This is a genomic window from Streptomyces sp. NPDC031340, from assembly GCF_055569945.1.
Genome location: NZ_JBVIIE010000041.1, coordinates 17,261 through 33,725, shown reverse-complemented (window position 1 = coordinate 33,725; position 16,465 = coordinate 17,261). Strand labels below are relative to the sequence as shown.

At 74.0% G+C, this 16,465-nt stretch carries 10 protein-coding genes; 3 read left to right on the top strand and 7 right to left on the bottom strand.

Translation table 11 applies throughout. From position 1 onward, the window contains the following. Positions 1 to 70: 70 nt before the first annotated feature. From ACZ5GT_RS28015 to ACZ5GT_RS27985, 7 genes are all read right to left on the bottom strand, one after another. The gene (locus ACZ5GT_RS28015; RefSeq protein ID WP_469031689.1) at positions 71 to 2,722 is read right to left on the bottom strand and encodes a polynucleotide kinase-phosphatase; all 2,652 of its coding nucleotides are present in this window, start codon (positions 2,720 to 2,722) and stop codon (positions 71 to 73) included. Continuing rightward, a complete protein-coding gene (locus ACZ5GT_RS28010) occupies positions 2,719 to 4,242 on the bottom strand; it encodes a 3' terminal RNA ribose 2'-O-methyltransferase Hen1 (protein WP_469031688.1) in 1,524 nt (507 codons plus the stop codon). Before ACZ5GT_RS28010 ends, ACZ5GT_RS28015 begins: the two co-directional genes overlap by 4 nt. Before the next feature lie 140 nt (positions 4,243 to 4,382). Continuing rightward, positions 4,383 to 5,306, bottom strand: a complete 924-nt coding sequence (locus tag ACZ5GT_RS28005) for an LLM class F420-dependent oxidoreductase (RefSeq protein ID WP_469031687.1) — start codon at positions 5,304 to 5,306, stop codon at positions 4,383 to 4,385. A 67-nt stretch (positions 5,307 to 5,373) separates the two neighbouring features. Beyond that, entirely contained in the window at positions 5,374 to 5,844 is a 471-nt protein-coding gene (locus ACZ5GT_RS28000) for a DUF6099 family protein (RefSeq protein ID WP_469031686.1), read from the bottom strand. Positions 5,845 to 6,046: 202 nt separating this feature from the next. Then, positions 6,047 to 6,373, bottom strand: a complete 327-nt coding sequence (locus ACZ5GT_RS27995) for a nucleotide pyrophosphohydrolase (RefSeq protein ID WP_469031685.1) — start codon at positions 6,371 to 6,373, stop codon at positions 6,047 to 6,049. Continuing rightward, positions 6,370 to 7,641 carry an AAA family ATPase gene (locus tag ACZ5GT_RS27990; protein ID WP_469031684.1) on the bottom strand — a complete coding sequence of 424 codons (1,272 nt, stop codon included), beginning with the start codon at positions 7,639 to 7,641 and terminating at the stop codon, positions 6,370 to 6,372. Before ACZ5GT_RS27990 ends, ACZ5GT_RS27995 begins: the two co-directional genes overlap by 4 nt. Positions 7,642 to 7,732: 91 nt before the next feature. Continuing rightward, complete coding sequence (locus ACZ5GT_RS27985) at positions 7,733 to 8,119, bottom strand: cell division protein SepF (protein WP_469031683.1); 387 nt, start codon at positions 8,117 to 8,119, stop codon at positions 7,733 to 7,735. A 347-nt stretch (positions 8,120 to 8,466) separates the two neighbouring features. On the opposite strand from ACZ5GT_RS27985, the gene ACZ5GT_RS27980 reads away from it, so the two are divergent. The 3 genes from ACZ5GT_RS27980 (at position 8,467) to ACZ5GT_RS27970 (ending at position 16,464) form a co-directional block, all read left to right on the top strand. Further along, positions 8,467 to 10,158, top strand: a complete 1,692-nt coding sequence (locus tag ACZ5GT_RS27980) for a hypothetical protein (RefSeq protein WP_469031728.1) — start codon at positions 8,467 to 8,469, stop codon at positions 10,156 to 10,158. Positions 10,159 to 10,368: 210 nt separating this feature from the next. Next, positions 10,369 to 13,494 carry an FAD-binding and (Fe-S)-binding domain-containing protein gene (locus ACZ5GT_RS27975; protein WP_469031682.1) on the top strand — a complete coding sequence of 1,042 codons (3,126 nt, stop codon included), beginning with the start codon at positions 10,369 to 10,371 and terminating at the stop codon, positions 13,492 to 13,494. Between the two features lie 399 nt (positions 13,495 to 13,893). Next, a complete protein-coding gene (locus ACZ5GT_RS27970; RefSeq protein ID WP_469031681.1) occupies positions 13,894 to 16,464 on the top strand; it encodes an AAA family ATPase in 2,571 nt (856 codons plus the stop codon). Position 16,465 lies beyond the last annotated feature (1 nt).

Sequence of the window (16,465 nt, the reverse complement as noted above, 5' to 3'; positions counted from 1 at the left end):
CCTCGAAGACGACGGGGGTGTCGTCGAGGCCCGGGCTCAGGACCGGCTCACAGCCGTGGGGCGTTCCGGGTCACAGCCGGGGGTCCACCGGCTCCGACTCCAGCGCCAGCACCCCGAACACGGCCTCGTGCACCCGCCACAGCGGCTCGCCCCCGGCCAGCCGCTCCAGCGCCTCCAGCCCGAGCGCGTACTCGCGCAGCGCCAGCGACCGCTTGTGGTTGAGGAACCGGCTCCGCAGCCTCGCCAGATTGTCGGGGCGGGTGTACTCCGGTCCGTAGATGATCCGCAGGTACTCCCGTCCCCGGCACTTGACGCCGGGCTGCACCAGGCGCCCCTCCCCGTTGCGCACCAGCGCCCCGAGCGGCTTGACGACCATGCCCTCGCCGCCGCGGCCGGTCATCTCCAGCCACCAGTCGACACCGGAACGCACCGACTCCGGGTCGCCGGTGTCGACGTACAGCCGGCGCGTCGTCTGCAGCAGGCCGCTGCCGTCGTGCTCGACGAGCCGGTCGAGCAGGGCGAGCTGCTCGTCGTGCGGCAGGGCGGCGAGGCTGCGGCCCTGCCCGGCGAGTATCTGGAACGGGGCGAGGCGTACGCCGTCCAGACCGTCCGTCGTCCAGCAGTAGCGGCGGTACGCCCGCGTGAACGCGGCGGCGTCCACCGCCCGCTCGCGCTGGCGGCCGAGCAGGCCGGCCACCTCCACGCCACGGGCCGCGGCGCCCTCCAGCGCGGCCAGCGCGCCGGGGAACACCGCCCCGGACGCGGCGCCCACGGCCGCGTACTGCGACCGCAGCAGCCCGGAAGCCTTCAGCGACCACGGCATCAGCTCGGCGTCCAGCAGCAGCCAGTCGGTTTCCAGCTCCTCCCACAGACCGGCCCCGCCGACCGCGGTCCGCACCCGGTCGAGGACCATCTCCGTCACCGACCCGTCGTCGAAGAACGGGCGCCCGGTGCGGGTGTAGAGGGACCCGGTGGGACCCGCCTCGACCCCGAACCGCCTGCGGGCCGCGTCCGCGTCCCGGCACACCAGGACCACCGCCCGCGAGCCCATGTGCTTCTCCTCGCACACGACCCGGGCGACGCCGTCCCCGGCGTACTGCGCGAAGGCCTCCACCGGGTGCTCCAGGTAGCCCTCGACGTGACTGGTGGCCGTCGGCGCCATGGTCGGCGGCAGGTACGGCAGCAGCCGCGGGTCCACCGCGAAACGGCTCATCACCTCCAGGGCCGCCGCCGCGTTCTCCTCACGCACCGCCACCCGGCCCGCGTGCCCGGTCTCCACCACCCGGCGGCCGTGCACGTCCGCCAGGTCCAGCGGCCGGCCGTCCTGCCCGCCGGGCGCCTCGGTGCGCAGCGGCCTGGCCGGCTCGTACCAGACCCGCTCGGCCGGTACGTCGACCAGCTCCCGCTCCGGCCAGCGCAGCGCGGTCAGCTTGCCGCCGAACACCGCGCCGGTGTCCAGGCAGATGGTGTTGTTGAGCCAAGTGGCCTCCGGGACCGGGGTGTGGCCGTAGACCACGGCCGCGCGGCCCCGGTAGTCCTCCGCCCACGGGTAACGCACCGGCAGGCCGAACTCGTCGGTCTCACCGGTCGTCTCGCCGTACAGCGCGTGCGAGCGGACCCGGCCGGAGGTGCGGCCGTGGTACTTCTCCGGCAGACCGGCGTGGCAGACCACCAGCCGGCCGCCGTCGAGGACGTAGTGGCTGACCAGCCCGTCGATGAACTCGCGGACCTGCTGCCGGAACTCCTCGCTCTCGCCCTCCATCTGCTCGATCGTCTCGGCGAGTCCGTGGGTGTGCTGGACCTTGCGGCCCCGGAGGTGACGGCCGTACTTGTTCTCGTGGTTGCCCGGCACGCACAGCGCGTCGCCCGACTTCACCATCGCCATCACGCGGCGCAGCACGCCGGGTGAGTCCGGGCCGCGGTCGACCAGGTCGCCGACGAACACGGCCGTACGTCCCTCCGGGTGCGCGCCGTCGACGTAGCCCAGCTTGCCGAGCAGCGCCTCCAGTTCGGCCGCGCAGCCGTGCACGTCGCCGATGATGTCGAAGGGCCCGGTGAGGTGGGTCAGGTCGTTGAACCGCTTCTCGGTGACGACGGTGGCGTTCTCGGCCTCCTCCACGCCGCGCAGGACGTGCACCTTGCGGAAGCCCTCGCGCTCCAGGTGCCGCAGCGAGCGCCGCAGTTCGCGGATGTGCCGCTGGATGACCCGGCGCGGCATGTCGGCCCGGTCGGTGCGGGCGGCGTTGCGCTCGGCGCACACCTCCTCCGGCACGTCCAGCACGACGGCTATGGGAAGGACGTCGTGCTGCCTGGCCAGCTCGATCAGCTGGCGGCGGGCGTCCTGCTGCACGCTGGTGGCGTCCACGACCGTGCGGCGGCCCGCGGCCAGGCGCTTGCCGGCGATGTAGTGCAGCACGTCGAAGGCGTCCTTCGTGGCGCTCTGGTCATTCTCGTCGTCCGACACCAGGCCGCGGCAGAAGTCGGAAGAGATGACCTCGGTCGGCTTGAAGTGCCTGCGGGCGAAGGTGGACTTGCCCGATCCGGAGGCGCCGACGAGGACGACGAGGGACAGGTCGGTGACGGGCAGCACGCGCCCCTTGGTCTGCGTCCCGCTGCTCTGCGCCGCGTTGCTCCGGGTCTCGTCGCTCCGGGTCTCGTCGCTCTGGGGCCCGTTGCTCTGGGGCCCGTTGCTCTGGGTCTCGTCGCTCTGGGTCTCGGTCATGCTGCCTTCGCCTCCTTCACTGTCTCGTTCACCGTCTCGACACGGAACACGGCCATCTGGGTGGGCGGTCCCACCTCGGGGTCCTCCGGGCCGACGGGCCGGAACTCCACGTCGTAGCCGTGGCGTCCGGCGACGGCCCGCGCCCAGGCGCGGAACTCCTCCCGGGTCCACTCGAAGCGATGGTCGCCGTGCCGGGTGTGCCCGGCCGGGAGGGACTCCCAGCGCACGTTGTACTCGACGTTCGGGGTGGTCACCAGGACGGTCCGGGGGCGGGCCGCGCCGAACACCGCGTACTCCAGGGCGGGCAGCCGTTCCAGGTCGACGTGCTCGATCACCTCGCTGAGCACGGCGGCGTCGTACCCCTTGAGCCGGCTGTCGGTGTAGGCGAGCGAGCCCTGGAGCAGCTTGACGCGCGCGGCCTGCCGCTCGCCCATCCGGTCCAGCTTCAGCCGCCGGCCCGCGATGGTCAGCGCCCGCATCGACACGTCCACGCCGACGATCTCCGTGAACCGCGGGTCCTTCAGCAGCGCCTGCACCAACTGGCCCTGCCCGCAGCCGAGATCCAGGACACGGGCGGCTCCCGACTCCCGCAGCGCCGCGAGGATCGCGTCCCGGCGCCGCACGGCGAGCGGGATCGGCTTCTCCTCCGACCCGGTCTCCGCCTCGCTGTCCGCCCCGGTCTCCGCGCCGCTCTCCGCCTCGGTCTCCGCGTCGACGGCGTTGTCGATCTCCTCGACCGCGCTGTCGTCCGACTCGGCGAGCCGCACCAACTCCAGGCGCTCCATCGCCTCCCGGGTCAGCGACCAGCGGCGCGAGAGGTAACGGCTGGTGATGAGCTTCTGCTCCGGATGCCCGGGCAGCCAGCCCTCACCGGCCCGCAGCAGCTTGTCGACCTCGTCGGAGGCGACCCAGTAGTGCTTGGCGTCGTCCAGCACCGGCAGCAGCACATACAGGTGGCGCAGCGCCTCGGCGAGGGTCAGCGCCGCCGACTCCAGCACGAGCCGGACGTACCGCGACTCGCCCCACTCGGGGAACTCGGCGTCCAGGGCGACGGGTTCGGCGGCGACCGTCCAGCCGAGCGGCTCGAACAGGCGCCGCACGAGCTCCGCACCGCCGCGGGCGGGCAGCGCGGGCACCTCGACGCGCAGCGGCATCGGCTGCGCCGGCTGCTCCGGACGGGCGGTGCAGACGCCCTTCATCGCGCTGGAGAAGACACCGCTCAGCGCGACCGCGAGCAGCGAGGAGGCCGCGTAGGGGCGGTCGTTGACGTACTGCGCCAGCGCCGCGTCGGGTGCGCCGCCCCGGCCCTTGCCCTTGCCCCTGCGCACCAGCGCCACCGCGTCGACCTCCAGCAGCAGCGCGGCCGTGCAGCGCCCGGGATCCGCCTCGGGATAGAAGACGTGCGCCGTGCCGTAGGACGTCGAGAACGCCTGCGCCCTGTCGGGATGCTTGTGCAGCAGGAATCCGAGGTCGGTGGCCGGGCGTCCGGGGGTGCCGGTGGTGCTGATCGTCAGGAACATGCGGAGGGCCTCTCCGGCTGGGTGGTCGAATGCGGTGCCGTGCGTGCGAAGGCCCCCGGGGCACTGATCCCCGGGGGCCTGCCGGACGACGGTCTCACCTTCGCACACCGGCGACGACCGGCGCCTTTCGTTTATCGCCGCTACGACAGCTGCGTCTGGACCTGGGAGGAGATCAGCTCCAGGTGGTCCAGGTCGTGCAGGTCGAGGACCTGGAGGTAGACGCGGCCCGAGCCGATCGCGGCGTAGCGGCCGATCTTGTCGACGACCTCGGCCGGGGAGCCGGCCAGGCCGTTGGCCTTGAGCTCGTCGACCTCGCGGCCGATGGCGGCGGCTCGGCGGGCCACTTCCTGGTCGTTGCCGCCGACGCAGACGACGAGGGCGTTGGAGTAGACGAGGTCGTCGGCGCGGCGGCCGGCCGCCTCGGCGGCGGCGCGCACCCGGCCGAACTGCCGCTCGCTGTCCTCGATCGAGGCGAACGGCATGTTGAACTCGTCGGCGTAGCGGGCGGCGAGGCGGGGGGTGCGGGTCGCGCCGTGGCCGCCGATCAGGACCGGGACCTTGTCCTGGGCGGGCTTGGGCAGCGCGGGCGAGTCCGTGAGGTCGTAGTAGGTGCCGTGGAAGTCGAAGGTCTCGCCGGTCTTCGTCGCCCACAGGCCGGTGACGATCTCCAGCTGCTCCTCCAGGCGGGCGAACTTCTCCTTCGGGAACGGGATGCCGTAGGCCTTGTGCTCCTGCTCGAACCAGCCCGCGCCGAGGCCGAGTTCGACGCGGCCGCCGGACATCTGGTCGACCTGGGCGACCTGGATGGCGAGCACGCCGGGCAGCCGGAAGGTGCCGGCGGTCATCAGGGTGCCGAGGCGGATGCGCTTGGTCTCACGGGCGAGTCCGGCGAGGGTGATCCAGGCGTCGGTGGGTCCGGGAAGGCCGTCCACGGCGCCCATGCGGAGGTAGTGGTCGGACCGGAAGAACGCGTCGAATCCGAGGTCCTCGGTGGCCTTCGCCACGGTGAGCAAGGTGTCGTAGGTGGCCCCCTGCTGGGGCTCGGTGAAGATGCGAAGATCCATGCCTCCATCCTGCCCGCTGTCCTGGCGGCCGCTGCCACTGGTGCCCCGGGGCGTCGCCCGGAAAGCCTCAGACCCCGTCCCGGTCGGGCACGGTTTCCGCCTTGTCCGCCAGTCGGCGCAGCATCTCGCGGACGCGGTCCCGGGACTCGTCGGCCGCGTCGATCGCCTCCATGCACTGCCAGTACGTGCTCTCGTCGGCCGCGGCGCAGGCGAGGCCCACGAGGGTGATGCCGACCTCGCCGAGGAGGCCGCCGAGGTACGTCAGGGCCTGGCGGGCGTCGCCCAGGTCGGTGAGCTGGGCGGCGCGCAGGTCCTCCAGGGCGAGCCGCGGCGTCCCCAGCACACCGCAGCCCCGGCCCGCCAGTTCGGTCAGCCCCAGCGCCTCGCCGCGCAATTCGGGCGGGCCGGTGACCGCGAGGCGGCTGCCTATCGCCTGGGCCAGGGCCTGTGCCTGCCACACCTCCGTCAGGGTGTCCGGCGGGCTGCCGCCGGCCGCCAGGGCACGTCTGCTCGTCACGATGAGTCGCACCGCGTCCATGCGCCAACCCCCGTCCGTCACAGCGTGTTATCAACACGCCCGCCCGAGCCTCACCAATCCACTACATAGAGTGAGGCGGCGTGGGGCGAAAAGCCAGAGGTGAGCGGAAATCTGTGGACAGCAGGCCGATATATGGCGGGATTTCGACTGCGGAGAGTGAAAGTGGAGGTGGTGACTCATTGTCACTGTCGGTCGTCCCGCCTCACGGGGCCGGGAACCTCCGCTCGTTGCGGTCGATCTTCGCGTCCAGCGCGGCCAGCGGATCGATCCGCAGCGCCTCGCACAGTTGCAGCAGATAGGCCAGCACGTCCGCGACCTCGTCCGTCACCCGGTGCGCCGTCTCCGGGTCGTCCATCACCCGCGCCGACTCCTCCGGCGTCAGCCACTGGAAGATCTCCAGCAGTTCGGCGGCCTCGACACTGAGGGCGGCGACGAGGTTCTTCGGGGTGTGGTACGGCTGCCAGTCGCGGGCCGCCGCGAACTCGGCCAGCCGGCGCTGCAGCTTCGTCACGTCGAGTGGTTCTGTCACGGCCCCAGGTGTACCACCGTGACGCCGTCCGCCCCGGCGGCCCACGAGGCGTCGCTCACCGCGGCGACGAGGCGGATGTGCCCGCGGCGGCCCATGCGCGCGGCCAGCAGCAGCAGTTCGCGCCGCTGCCGCGCGTCCAACGACCGTTCGAAGCGGTCGGCGAGGACGGTGAGGGTCTGCATCGCCGCGGGCACCTCCCCGGCGGGGTCCACCTCCAGCACCCCGGGTCCGGTCAGCAGGACGAGCGCGAGGGCGACGTACCTCAGCTCGCCGTCGCCGAGGCGGCCCAGGGCCGTCCGGTGTCCGTCCCCGCGGTCGAGCAGCGCCTCGACCGTCCCGTCGCCCAGCGGCTCCGCGCGCACGTCCGCCACGTCTCCGGCACATCCGGCGCGCACCGCCTCGACGAGCAGGGCGTGCCGGCGGCCGCACTCGGTCCGAGTGCGCCACAGGACGTCGGCGAGGTTGTCGCAGCCGCCGAGGAGACGGCCGGAGCCGGCCGGGACGGGGGCCCGCATCCGGCCGGGGCGAGGGTCGCAGGCGAAGACGGAGCGCAAGGCGACGACCGTCTGCTCGGCGGCGGCGAGCACCCGGCGCTGCCCGTCGGTCCGGCCGGCCACCCGCAGCGGCAGCAGCGCGGTGCCGAGCCGGTCGTCCGGCAGCGGCGCCCGGGTCACCGGGGACGAGCCGCCCGTGTGCCAGGCGGCCTGCACGAAGCGGCGCGCCGGGTCGCGCAGGGCCGTCTCCAGCAGCACCCGGCCGCCCGAGGTCAGCCGCTCCCCCACGACGCGCAGCTCGGGCTCGGCCTGGACGGCGACGTCGAGCCGTACCGGCCCCTCGGGCCCGTCGGCCGTGCAGCCGATGCGGAACCCGCGCCGCCGCTGGGCGTCGGGCCGGGCGCGCTCCGGCACGCAGGCGCCCGGGTCCGGGAACGCCTGGCCGACCGGGGCGCCGCCGCCGAGCCGCGCCAGCGCCTCGTACGCCCGCAGCGCCGCAGTCTTGCCGCATCCGCTGCCCCCGGCGAACAGCGTGACGGGGCCGAGTCCGAACGCCGCCCCCCGGTGCCCGGCGAAGGCGGACAGCCGCAGCTCGGTGACGCAGGGCCGCGGCACGGCCGTTCCGGCCGGCGGGGAGGCGGACGGCGGAGGTGACGAGGACCGCGACGGGGACGGGGACGAGGACGGGGGCAAGGACGAGGACGGATACGGGGACAGGGACGGAGCGAGGACGGTGGCTGGGGCGGGGGCCGGGGGCACGGGTGACACGGTCATGTGCGGACCGTAGGGGGTCCGGCGGGCGGTGAACCGTTCCGGCTGTGCGGCCTTCCCACGATCGGAGGACCGGCCGGAGCGCCGGGCCGGCTCAGACTCCGGGGACCCCGGCGTTCTGCATGAGGCCGGTGACCTCGGTGTCGGCCGGGGTCAGCAGGAACACGTTCCGGTCGACCCGGTGCATGCCGCTGGCCAGGCCGAAGACGACGCCGGTGCTGAAGTCGAGGACGCGCTTGGCGACGTCGGCCTCCGCGCCGCTCAGGTCGAGCAGGACGGGCACCCCGGCCATCAGCGTCTCGGCGACCTCGCGGGCGTCCGAGAAGACGTTGACCCTGAGGACGACGAAACGGCGGCGGCTCTCGGTCTCCGCGTCCGCGAACGCGCGGTGGTCCACCGCGGACGGCCAGGAGTCCCGTCCGCGCAGCGGCACGACCTGGGCAAGCCCCTCCCACTGTTCATCGGTGACGTGGCGGTTCACCGGCTCCCCCCGACCTGACTCGCAATTGTTGCCTGCACCGGCCAATTCTTACGCCAAGTCACCCGTTCGGCCCAACAGCGACACGGTCCGCGACCGCTCCGGGAGCAATAAAACGCCACTGTGGTCATGTCCGGACACATTCGGGAGCGTCCGAGTGTTTTCAGCCATCTGCCTTCACAATCGCCCCGCGATGACCCTTTCATCAGTGATCACGGCTTCTTACCGGCCTCACACCGCGCTCTTCACCTCCGGTCGCGCCCCGCTCACCGGGCCCCACTAGCGTCCGGGCCGTGCACACGGCAGAGAAGACCCAGCCGGTGACACCGGGCCGGCGGACACAGTCGGCGGTGTCCGCCGCCCCGGAAACCCCCGCGCAGTGGCACCGCGTCCTGACCCTGCTCGCCGACGTCAGCCTCTTCATAGGCACCCGCTCGGTGTGGACGGAGGCGGCCGGTCACCGGCTCGCCGTGGCCGCGGTCATCTCGGTCTGCTACGCCTCGATCCTGGTGTGCGGGGTGCTCGCCCTGGTGGTCCGCCGGACCAGGGCACTGGCCCGGCTGGACCTGTGCGTGCTGGCGACCGCCGTGACGCTCGCCCTGTGCGCCTGGGTGATGTACCACCGGGGCTCCGACGAGGCGCTGCTGACCACGCAGGCCGCCCGCGAACTGGTCGCCGGCCACCGGGTGTACGGGCAGCCCTGGCCCTGGCTGTTCGGCCACGGCATCGCGCTCACCCCGACGGTGACCGGCGGCTACGACTTCACCTACGGCTATCCGCCGCTCGCCCCGCTGCTCACCGCGCCGCTGCTGTGGCTGGGCCACGGTGGCGCCCCGGCGACGGCGGTGAGCACGGGCGCGCTCGTCGCCGGCACGGTCGTGCTGTGGCGCATGCTGCCGGTGCCGTGGCGCCCCGCGGCGACCATGGTGTGCCTGGGCTTCGGCTTCCTGCCCACGTACGCCCGCCTCGGCTATCCGGCGATCACCGCGCTGGCGCTGCTGGTGCCGGTGGTGGTGGGCTGGCCGCGGCTCGGGCGGGGCGGGCGGCTCGGCCCGGCCGGGCTGGTGCGCGCCGGGTGCCTGGGCGCGGCCTGCGCGGCGCAGCAACTGCCGTGGTTCCTCGCGCCCTTCCTGCTGGCCGGCGTCTACGCGGTACGCCGGGGGGAGCTGGGCGGCCGGGCGGCGGCGCTGGTGGTGCTGCGGATCGCCGGTGCCGCCGCGACCGTATGGCTGCTGCTGAACACGTACTTCCTGGTGAGCGAGCCGGGCACCTGGTTCGCCGGCATCGCGCTGCCGCTGACGCAGGGGGCGACGGTGCACGGGCAGGGCCTGGTGGACGTCTCGCTGTACCTCACCGACGGCAGCGACCGGATCGACTGGTACGCGCACGCGAGTCTGCTGCTGGCCGCCGCGCTGCTCGCGCTGCTGGTCCTGTTCGCGCGCCGCCTGGGTCCGGCGGCGACCGTCCTGCCCTGGTGCGCCTTCTACCTGGCGACCCGTTCCCAGGACGGCTACTACCTGATGATGACGCCGCTGTGGCTGGCGGCCGCGGTCACCGCTCCGCCCTCGGAGTTCGCCCGCGCCTGGCAGCCCCGCCCGCGACCGTTGTCCGGGCCGTACCGTCGTCCGGCACTGGCCGCGGCGGCCGTGATGGTGTTGCTGCCGGCGTCGGCGAGCGCGGTGTTCGCGGTCACCGGTTCGCCGCCGCTGCGGATGCGCGTCGCCGCGGTGCGGCGGGTCTCGGCGGACGTCGTCTCGCGGCTGACGGTGCGGGTCGCCAACACCGGGGGTACGGCCCTGACGCCCCACTTCATGCTGACCACGGACCAGGGTTCGGGCCGGTACTGGTCGCTGGCGCGGGGTCCGGCGACGGTCCCCGCCCACGGCACCGTGCGGATGGAGATCAGGCCGTCCGGCGGCCGGTTCCGGCTGCCCGCGCCGGGCGTCCGGATCCGGCTGCGCGCCTTCACGGCGACGCCACAGACGCTGTCGAGCACGGACATCCGCCTGCGGCCGACGCGGTCGGGATCCGGGACGCCGTAGGGCGGGAGCCGGCAGCGCCCAGAGCGCGAGCCGGGACCGCCGCGCAGCGCGCGCCAACACCGCCGCAGGGCGCGAACCCGCACCCCGCAGAGCACGCGCCGCCACCCCGCAGGACGCGAACCCGCACCCCCGCAGGGCGGGTTGTCCCGGCGCGGCTGGGTACCCGGCGGGCCCGTGCCGTGACCACACCGGCGACCGAAGGAGGACACCATGGGCGCGCTGGATCTGCCCGAACCCGTCGTCCGCCGTCCCGGGGCGGCGCCCCCGGCCGACCCGGCGCGGCTGGAGGCCGCGCTGCGTGAGCGGGTGGACGGGGAGGTCCGGTTCGACGCCGGGAGCCGGGCGGCGTACTCCACGGACGCCTCCAATTTCCGGCAGACGCCGATCGGCGTGGTCGTGCCGCGCAGTCCCGAGGCGGCCGCCGAGGCGGTGGCCGTCGCGCGCGAGCACGGCGCGCCCGTGCTGTCCCGGGGCGGCGGGACCAGTCTGGCCGGGCAGTGCACCAACACGGCCGTGGTGATCGACTGGTCGAAGTACTGCAACCGCGTCGAGTCCGTCGACACGAACGCCCGCACCTGCGTCGTCCAGCCCGGCATCGTCCTCGACGACCTCAACCGGCAGCTTTCGCCCACCGGTCTGCGGTACGGCCCCGAACCCGCCACGCACGCCAACTGCACGATCGGCGGCATGATCGGCAACAACTCGTGCGGCGCGACCGCCCAGGCGTACGGAAAGGTCGTGGACAACATCGCCCGCCTGGAGGTGCTGCTCTACGACGGCACCCGGTTCTGGTGCGGGGAGACGAGCGACGAGGAGTACGCCGAGATCGAGCGGCAGGGCGATCTGCGCGCCGCCGTCTACCGGCGGCTGCGCGCCCTGCGCGACACCTGCGCGGACGAGATCCGCCGCCGTTTCCCGGACATCCCGCGCCGGGTCTCCGGCTACAACCTGGACTCGCTGCTGCCGGAGCACGGCTTCGACGTGGCGGGGCTGCTGGTGGGCAGCGAGTCGACGCTCGTCACGGTGTTGCGGGCCGAGCTGGAGCTGGTGCCGGTGGTGCCGGAACGCGCGCTCGTGGTGCTCGGCTTCCCCAGCATCGACCGCGCCGGCGACGCCGTGCCGACGATCCTGCCGTACGAGCCGATCGCGCTGGAGGGCGTCGACGAGCGGCTGGTCCGCGACGAGCGGATCAAGCGCCTCAATCCCAAAGCGCTGGCCGAACTCCCGGCCGGGCGGGCGTACTTGATGGTGCAGTTCGGCGCCGACACGCTCGACGAAGCGGAGCAGCGGGCGCACCGCATGCTGGCCGGCCTGCACGAGTCCGAGCACGATGCCGAGGTCGCCTTCCTGGACGACCCCTCCCACGAGGAGGAGTTGTGGCACGTCCGCGAGGCCGGGCTCGGCGCGACCGCGCACATCCCGGGGCGACCGGACACGTTCGAGGGCTGGGAGGACTCGGCGGTGTCGCCCACGCGACTGGGCGACTACCTGCGCCGACTGCGGGGCCTGTTCGAGGAGTTCGGGTACCAGAGCGACACCGGGCCCAGTCTGTACGGCCACTTCGGGCAGGGCTGCGTGCACACCCGTATCCCGTTCGACCTGTACAGCGCGGACGGGGTGGCGGCCTACCGGCGGTTCATGGAGCGCGCGGCCGACCTGGTGGCCGAGTTCGGCGGCTCCTTCTCCGGCGAGCACGGCGACGGGCAGAGCCGGGGCGAGCTGCTGCCGCGGATGTTCGGCACGGAGCTGGTGGAGGCGTTCGGGCGGCTCAAGGCCGTCTTCGATCCCGGCGACCGGATGAACCCGGGGAAGGTCGTGGCGCCGTACCGGCTGGACGAGAACCTGCGCCTGGGCGGTGACTGGGCCCCGCACGATCCGCGCGACCTGCACTTCCGCTTCCCGCACGACGGCGGGTCGTTCGCCCAGGCCGCCAACCGGTGCGTGGGCGTGGGCAAGTGCCGGCAGCTCGCGAACCAGGGCGGTTCGGTGATGTGCCCGTCGTACCAGGTGACGCGGGAGGAGGAGCACTCCACGCGGGGGCGGGCGCGGCTGCTGTTCGAGATGCTCGACGGGCACGGGGACAGCGCGCTGTCGGGCGGCTGGCGGTCGGAGGCGGTCAAGGACGCGCTCGATCTGTGCCTCGCCTGCAAGGGGTGCAAGAAGGACTGTCCCGCCGACGTGGACATGGCCACGTACAAGGCCGAGTTCCTGTCGCACCACTACCGCGGGCGGCCGTGGCGCAGGCCCCGTTCCGACCTGTCCCTGGGCTGGCTGCCCGTCGTCGCCCAGCTGGTCGGCCGGGCCCGGCTCGGGCCGGTGGTCAACGCGCTCACGCACACGCCGCCGCTGTCGAAGGCGGCCGCCGCGTTGGCGGGGATCGAGGACCGGGAGGTGCCGCTGTTCGCGGACCGGACGCTGCGGCAGTGGTTCGCGGGCCGCCGCGAGCGGAACGGCGACGGCCGGCGCGGCAGCGTGCTGCTGTGGCCGGACACGTTCACCAACTTCTTCCACCCGCACATCGGGCAGGCCGCGGTGGATCTGCTGGAGCACGCGGGCTGGCGGGTGGAGATGCCTCGGGAGCCGCTGTGCTGCGGGCTGACCTGGATCTCCACCGGGCAGCTCGGCGTCGCCGAACGCGTCCTGGCGCGCACCGTGCGCCGGCTCGCCGGGCACGTCCGGGCGGGCGGGCTGGTCGTCGGCCTGGAACCGAGCTGTACCACCGTCTTCCGTTCCGACCTGGGCGAGCTGTTCCCCGGCGACCAGGACGCGCGCAGGCTCACCGGTCAGACGGTGACGCTCGCCGAGCTGCTCACCGAGCACAGCCCGGGCTACGAGCCGCCGCAGGTGCCGGAGCGGTCGGCGCGGGCGCTGGCCCAGGTGCACTGCCACCAGCACGCGGTGCTGGGCTGGGACGCCGACCAGGAGCTGCTGCGCCGGGCCGGGGTGGACGCCGAGCGGCTGGAGTCCGGCTGCTGCGGGCTGGCCGGCAACTTCGGCTTCGAGCGCGGGCATCTGGACGTCAGCGCGGCGTGCGCGGAGCGGGTGCTGCTGCCCCGGCTGCGGGAGGCCGACGCGCAGACCGTCGCCCTCGCCGACGGCTTCAGCTGCCGTACCCAGATCCACGAGCTGGACAGCGGCGGGCACGAGGCCGTGCACGTGGCGGAGTTGCTGGCCTCGGCGCTGCCCGCAGAAGCCCACGGCAGCGCCTACGCCGTCGCCCCGGGCGCCCGCCCCGCTCCCCCGGACCGCCGCGCGAAGGCCGCCGCGCTCGCCGCCGTGGGCCTGACCGGCGCCGGCCTCGCCGCGGCGGGACTGCGGCGGGGGGTGCGGCGGTGAGCCCCGGCACCGCCGACAGGCCGTTCAACACAGGTTTGTAGACATAGCTCATCGGACCGCGCACTCCACAGGCCGGCGCCCCGGACTCAAGGCTGCACAGCGTCCCGAACCGACGGATCGAGGCGATCGGCCGGGTGCGCAGGTCCGGGCGCGCGAAGACGCTGTGCAGTACCTCCGGCTCATCTACTCGCGTCATTCCCAGCAACCTCAAATAAAGCTCAGGAATCCCACATGACACGGGAATCGGCGGTCCTGGGCTCGCTAATCTCCGAATCGAACGAAGAGCGGGTCGCTCGCCGTCAGCAGACGAGAGGTGCGCATGCGAAACCCTCCGCGGCTCGCAGACCTACCCCCCACCGCCCCCCACGGCGTGTGCACCCCGACCCCCCAGGGTCGCCCGTGACCACCGCTCACGCTTTCGCCCCCGCTCGACTCGTCGGCCGGCAGGCGGTGCTCGGCACCCTCGACGGGCTCGTCGACCGGGTACGGGACGGCTTCTCTGACATCGTTATCGTCACCGGCCCGGTCGGCTCCGGCCGCAGCGCCGTCCTCAGACACGCCGTCGACCGGGCTCGGGCCCGCGGGCTCGCGGTCGGTGTCGCCCGCTGCTCACCTCGCGAGTCCCGGCTCCCCTACGGCGCGATCACCCAATTGCTGGGCACCCTGTGCCGCCCGTCCCGGATCGGTGCCCTCGCCTCCGGTGTCGGCCCCAACAGCCGGCCCACGGACACCATCGCCCGGATGTGCGACACACTCCTGGCGCTGTCAGCCGGACAGCCCGTCCTGCTGGCCGTCGACGACCTGCACCTCGCCGACCCCCACTCCCTGCGCCGGCTCGTCGGCCTCATGAACCGCGCCCGCAGGGGCGCCGTCCTCGCCGTCGTCACCTCCCCCGTGCCCGTTCGACAGGTTCTCGAAGCGGCCGGAGCACGGTCGGCACGTCCCTGCCCGGTACACACCCTGCGCCTCGCCCCGCTCACCGCCGCCGAGGCACAAGGTCTGGTCGAGTCACGCGTCGGCCGTCCCGTGGAGCTGTCCATGCTCACGCCGGCCGACGTCGGCGGCTGGTCCCCCGCCGTTCTGCACGCCGTCGCCGACCGGATCACCGCACTCGGCCGCCCCCTGAACACCGAGGCCGTGCCGCAACTCGTCGCCGCCGCCCGTACCGCCTGGTCCAGCCGCGCCCTGACCACCGCGCACGGCTTACCCGCGCACGTCGTCGCCCTGTTACGCGCCGTCGCCGTCGGCGGCCACCGGCCGGAGCCGGCCCGGCTCGCGTCCCTGGCCGGCCTCGACGCCACCGCCTTCGACGACGCCCTGGCCGCCCTCCGGTCCTGCGGACTCCTCGCCGACACCGGCGCCCCCCGGCTGTGTCACCCCTGGTTCGCCGACGAGGTGGTGGCGGACATGACCGGTCCCGAGCGAGACCGCCTGCACCGTCGCGCCGTCTCCGTGCAGGAGCGGGAGGGCGCGCGGGCCGACGCGGACGCCGAGTCGCCCGACGACGCCGGCCCGCCCGTGCGCCTGTGGACCGCCCCGGGCGCCGCCTCCCCTCCCGCCCGGCACGCCGCCGACCTCTCCACCGCCGCCCTCAGGCACTCACTGTCCGAGCCGGTGACGGAGGCGGAGCGGGCCCGGCGCCTCATCCGGCTGGCCGCCGCCGAGGCCGTCGCCGCTCCGCAGGCCTCGGACGGCCGACTGCGCCAGGTGATGCTGCGCCACCTCAGCCGCGAGACCTGGCCGTATGTGCTCAGCGCCGCCGATCTGCTGCTCAGCCGCGGCGACGCCGAGACCGCCCGCTGGGTGATCGCCGACGTGCACCAGAGGGCCCTCACCGAGATCCCCGACGACGAGCTGCGACCGCTGCGCGCTCTCAGCCGGCTCGCCCACCAGGAGAAGGGCGGGCCGCCGCTCGTCGCCCCGCCGCCCGTGCACTCCGACCGCCCCGGGCACCCGGCCCAGTCCGCCGTGCACGCCTGGACACTCGCCACCCGCGGCTACGACCGGGTCCAGGCTCTCGACCTCGCCCACGCGGCGCTGAACGCGCCCGCGTCCGTACCGTTCATGTGCCGTACGGCAGCGGCCCGGGCCCTGTTCTGCGCGAACGACACGGCCGGCGCCCTCGACGGCCTCGAAGCCGTCGCCGCGGACGCCCGCCGCGACAACGCCCTCGCGGCGGTCGCACAGGCCCTGCTCTGCCGCGCCGAAGCCGATGTGCTCCTCGGTCGCGGCGAGGAGGCGCTGAGCCATCTGTCCGCCGCCACGCGGGCTCTCCCGCCGGCCTCGTGGCACAGCCTCCTCGCACCCCGGCTCGCCGCCGCCGAGATCCTCGCCCTCATCCGCTGTGGCCGTGCGGAGGAGGCCCGGCGCGCCGCGGAACGCGCTCCGAGCCGGTCCGAGAGCCTCAGTGTCACCACGGCGTCCCTGCTGTACGCGCGCGCCGAACTCGCCCTCATCGACGGGGACACCGCCCGGGCCCTGCTGCTGCTAGAGGAATGCGGCCGGGTGCTGCTCGCCAAGCGCTGGCGCAACCCGATGCTGCTCCCCTGGCGCGGCGTCGCGGCCGTCGCCCACGACCGCCTGGGCGCCCCCGGCACGGCGAGCGAACTCCTCGCCGAGGAGCGCGCTGACGTCGAGCGCTGGGGAACGGCGAGCACCTTCAGGGAGCGGTGTGCCCGCACGCACGAGGCGCTGGCTCTGCACGGGGTCGAGATCCCCTGGGCGCGGGACCGTGAAAGACCCCCCACGGCGCTCGGGGGGACCGCCCCCGAGGCGGACCCGCTCACGCCCTCCGAGCGCGACGTGGCCGACCTCGTCGTCGAAGGGCTGACGAACGGTGAGATCTCCCGGCGGCTGGGCCTGAGCACCCGCACCGTCGAGTTACGGCTCACCCGCGTCTACCGCGCCCTCGGCGTCAAGGGGCGCGCCGCCCTCGTCGCCCACCTGCGAGCCCTGCGGCAGGACCGCTGAT

Bases quoted from the DNA above. Each gene is read 5' to 3' on its own strand.
- ACZ5GT_RS28015 (WP_469031689.1), bottom strand. From the start codon at position 2,722: ATGACCGAGACCCAGAGCGACGAGACCCAGAGCAACGGGCCCCAGAGC.
- ACZ5GT_RS28010 (WP_469031688.1), bottom strand. From the start codon at position 4,242: ATGTTCCTGACGATCAGCACCACCGGCACCCCCGGACGCCCGGCCACC.
- ACZ5GT_RS28005 (WP_469031687.1), bottom strand. From the start codon at position 5,306: ATGGATCTTCGCATCTTCACCGAGCCCCAGCAGGGGGCCACCTACGAC.
- ACZ5GT_RS28000 (WP_469031686.1), bottom strand. From the start codon at position 5,844: ATGGACGCGGTGCGACTCATCGTGACGAGCAGACGTGCCCTGGCGGCC.
- ACZ5GT_RS27990 (WP_469031684.1), bottom strand. From the start codon at position 7,641: ATGACCGTGTCACCCGTGCCCCCGGCCCCCGCCCCAGCCACCGTCCTC.
- ACZ5GT_RS27975 (WP_469031682.1), top strand. From the start codon at position 10,369: ATGGGCGCGCTGGATCTGCCCGAACCCGTCGTCCGCCGTCCCGGGGCG.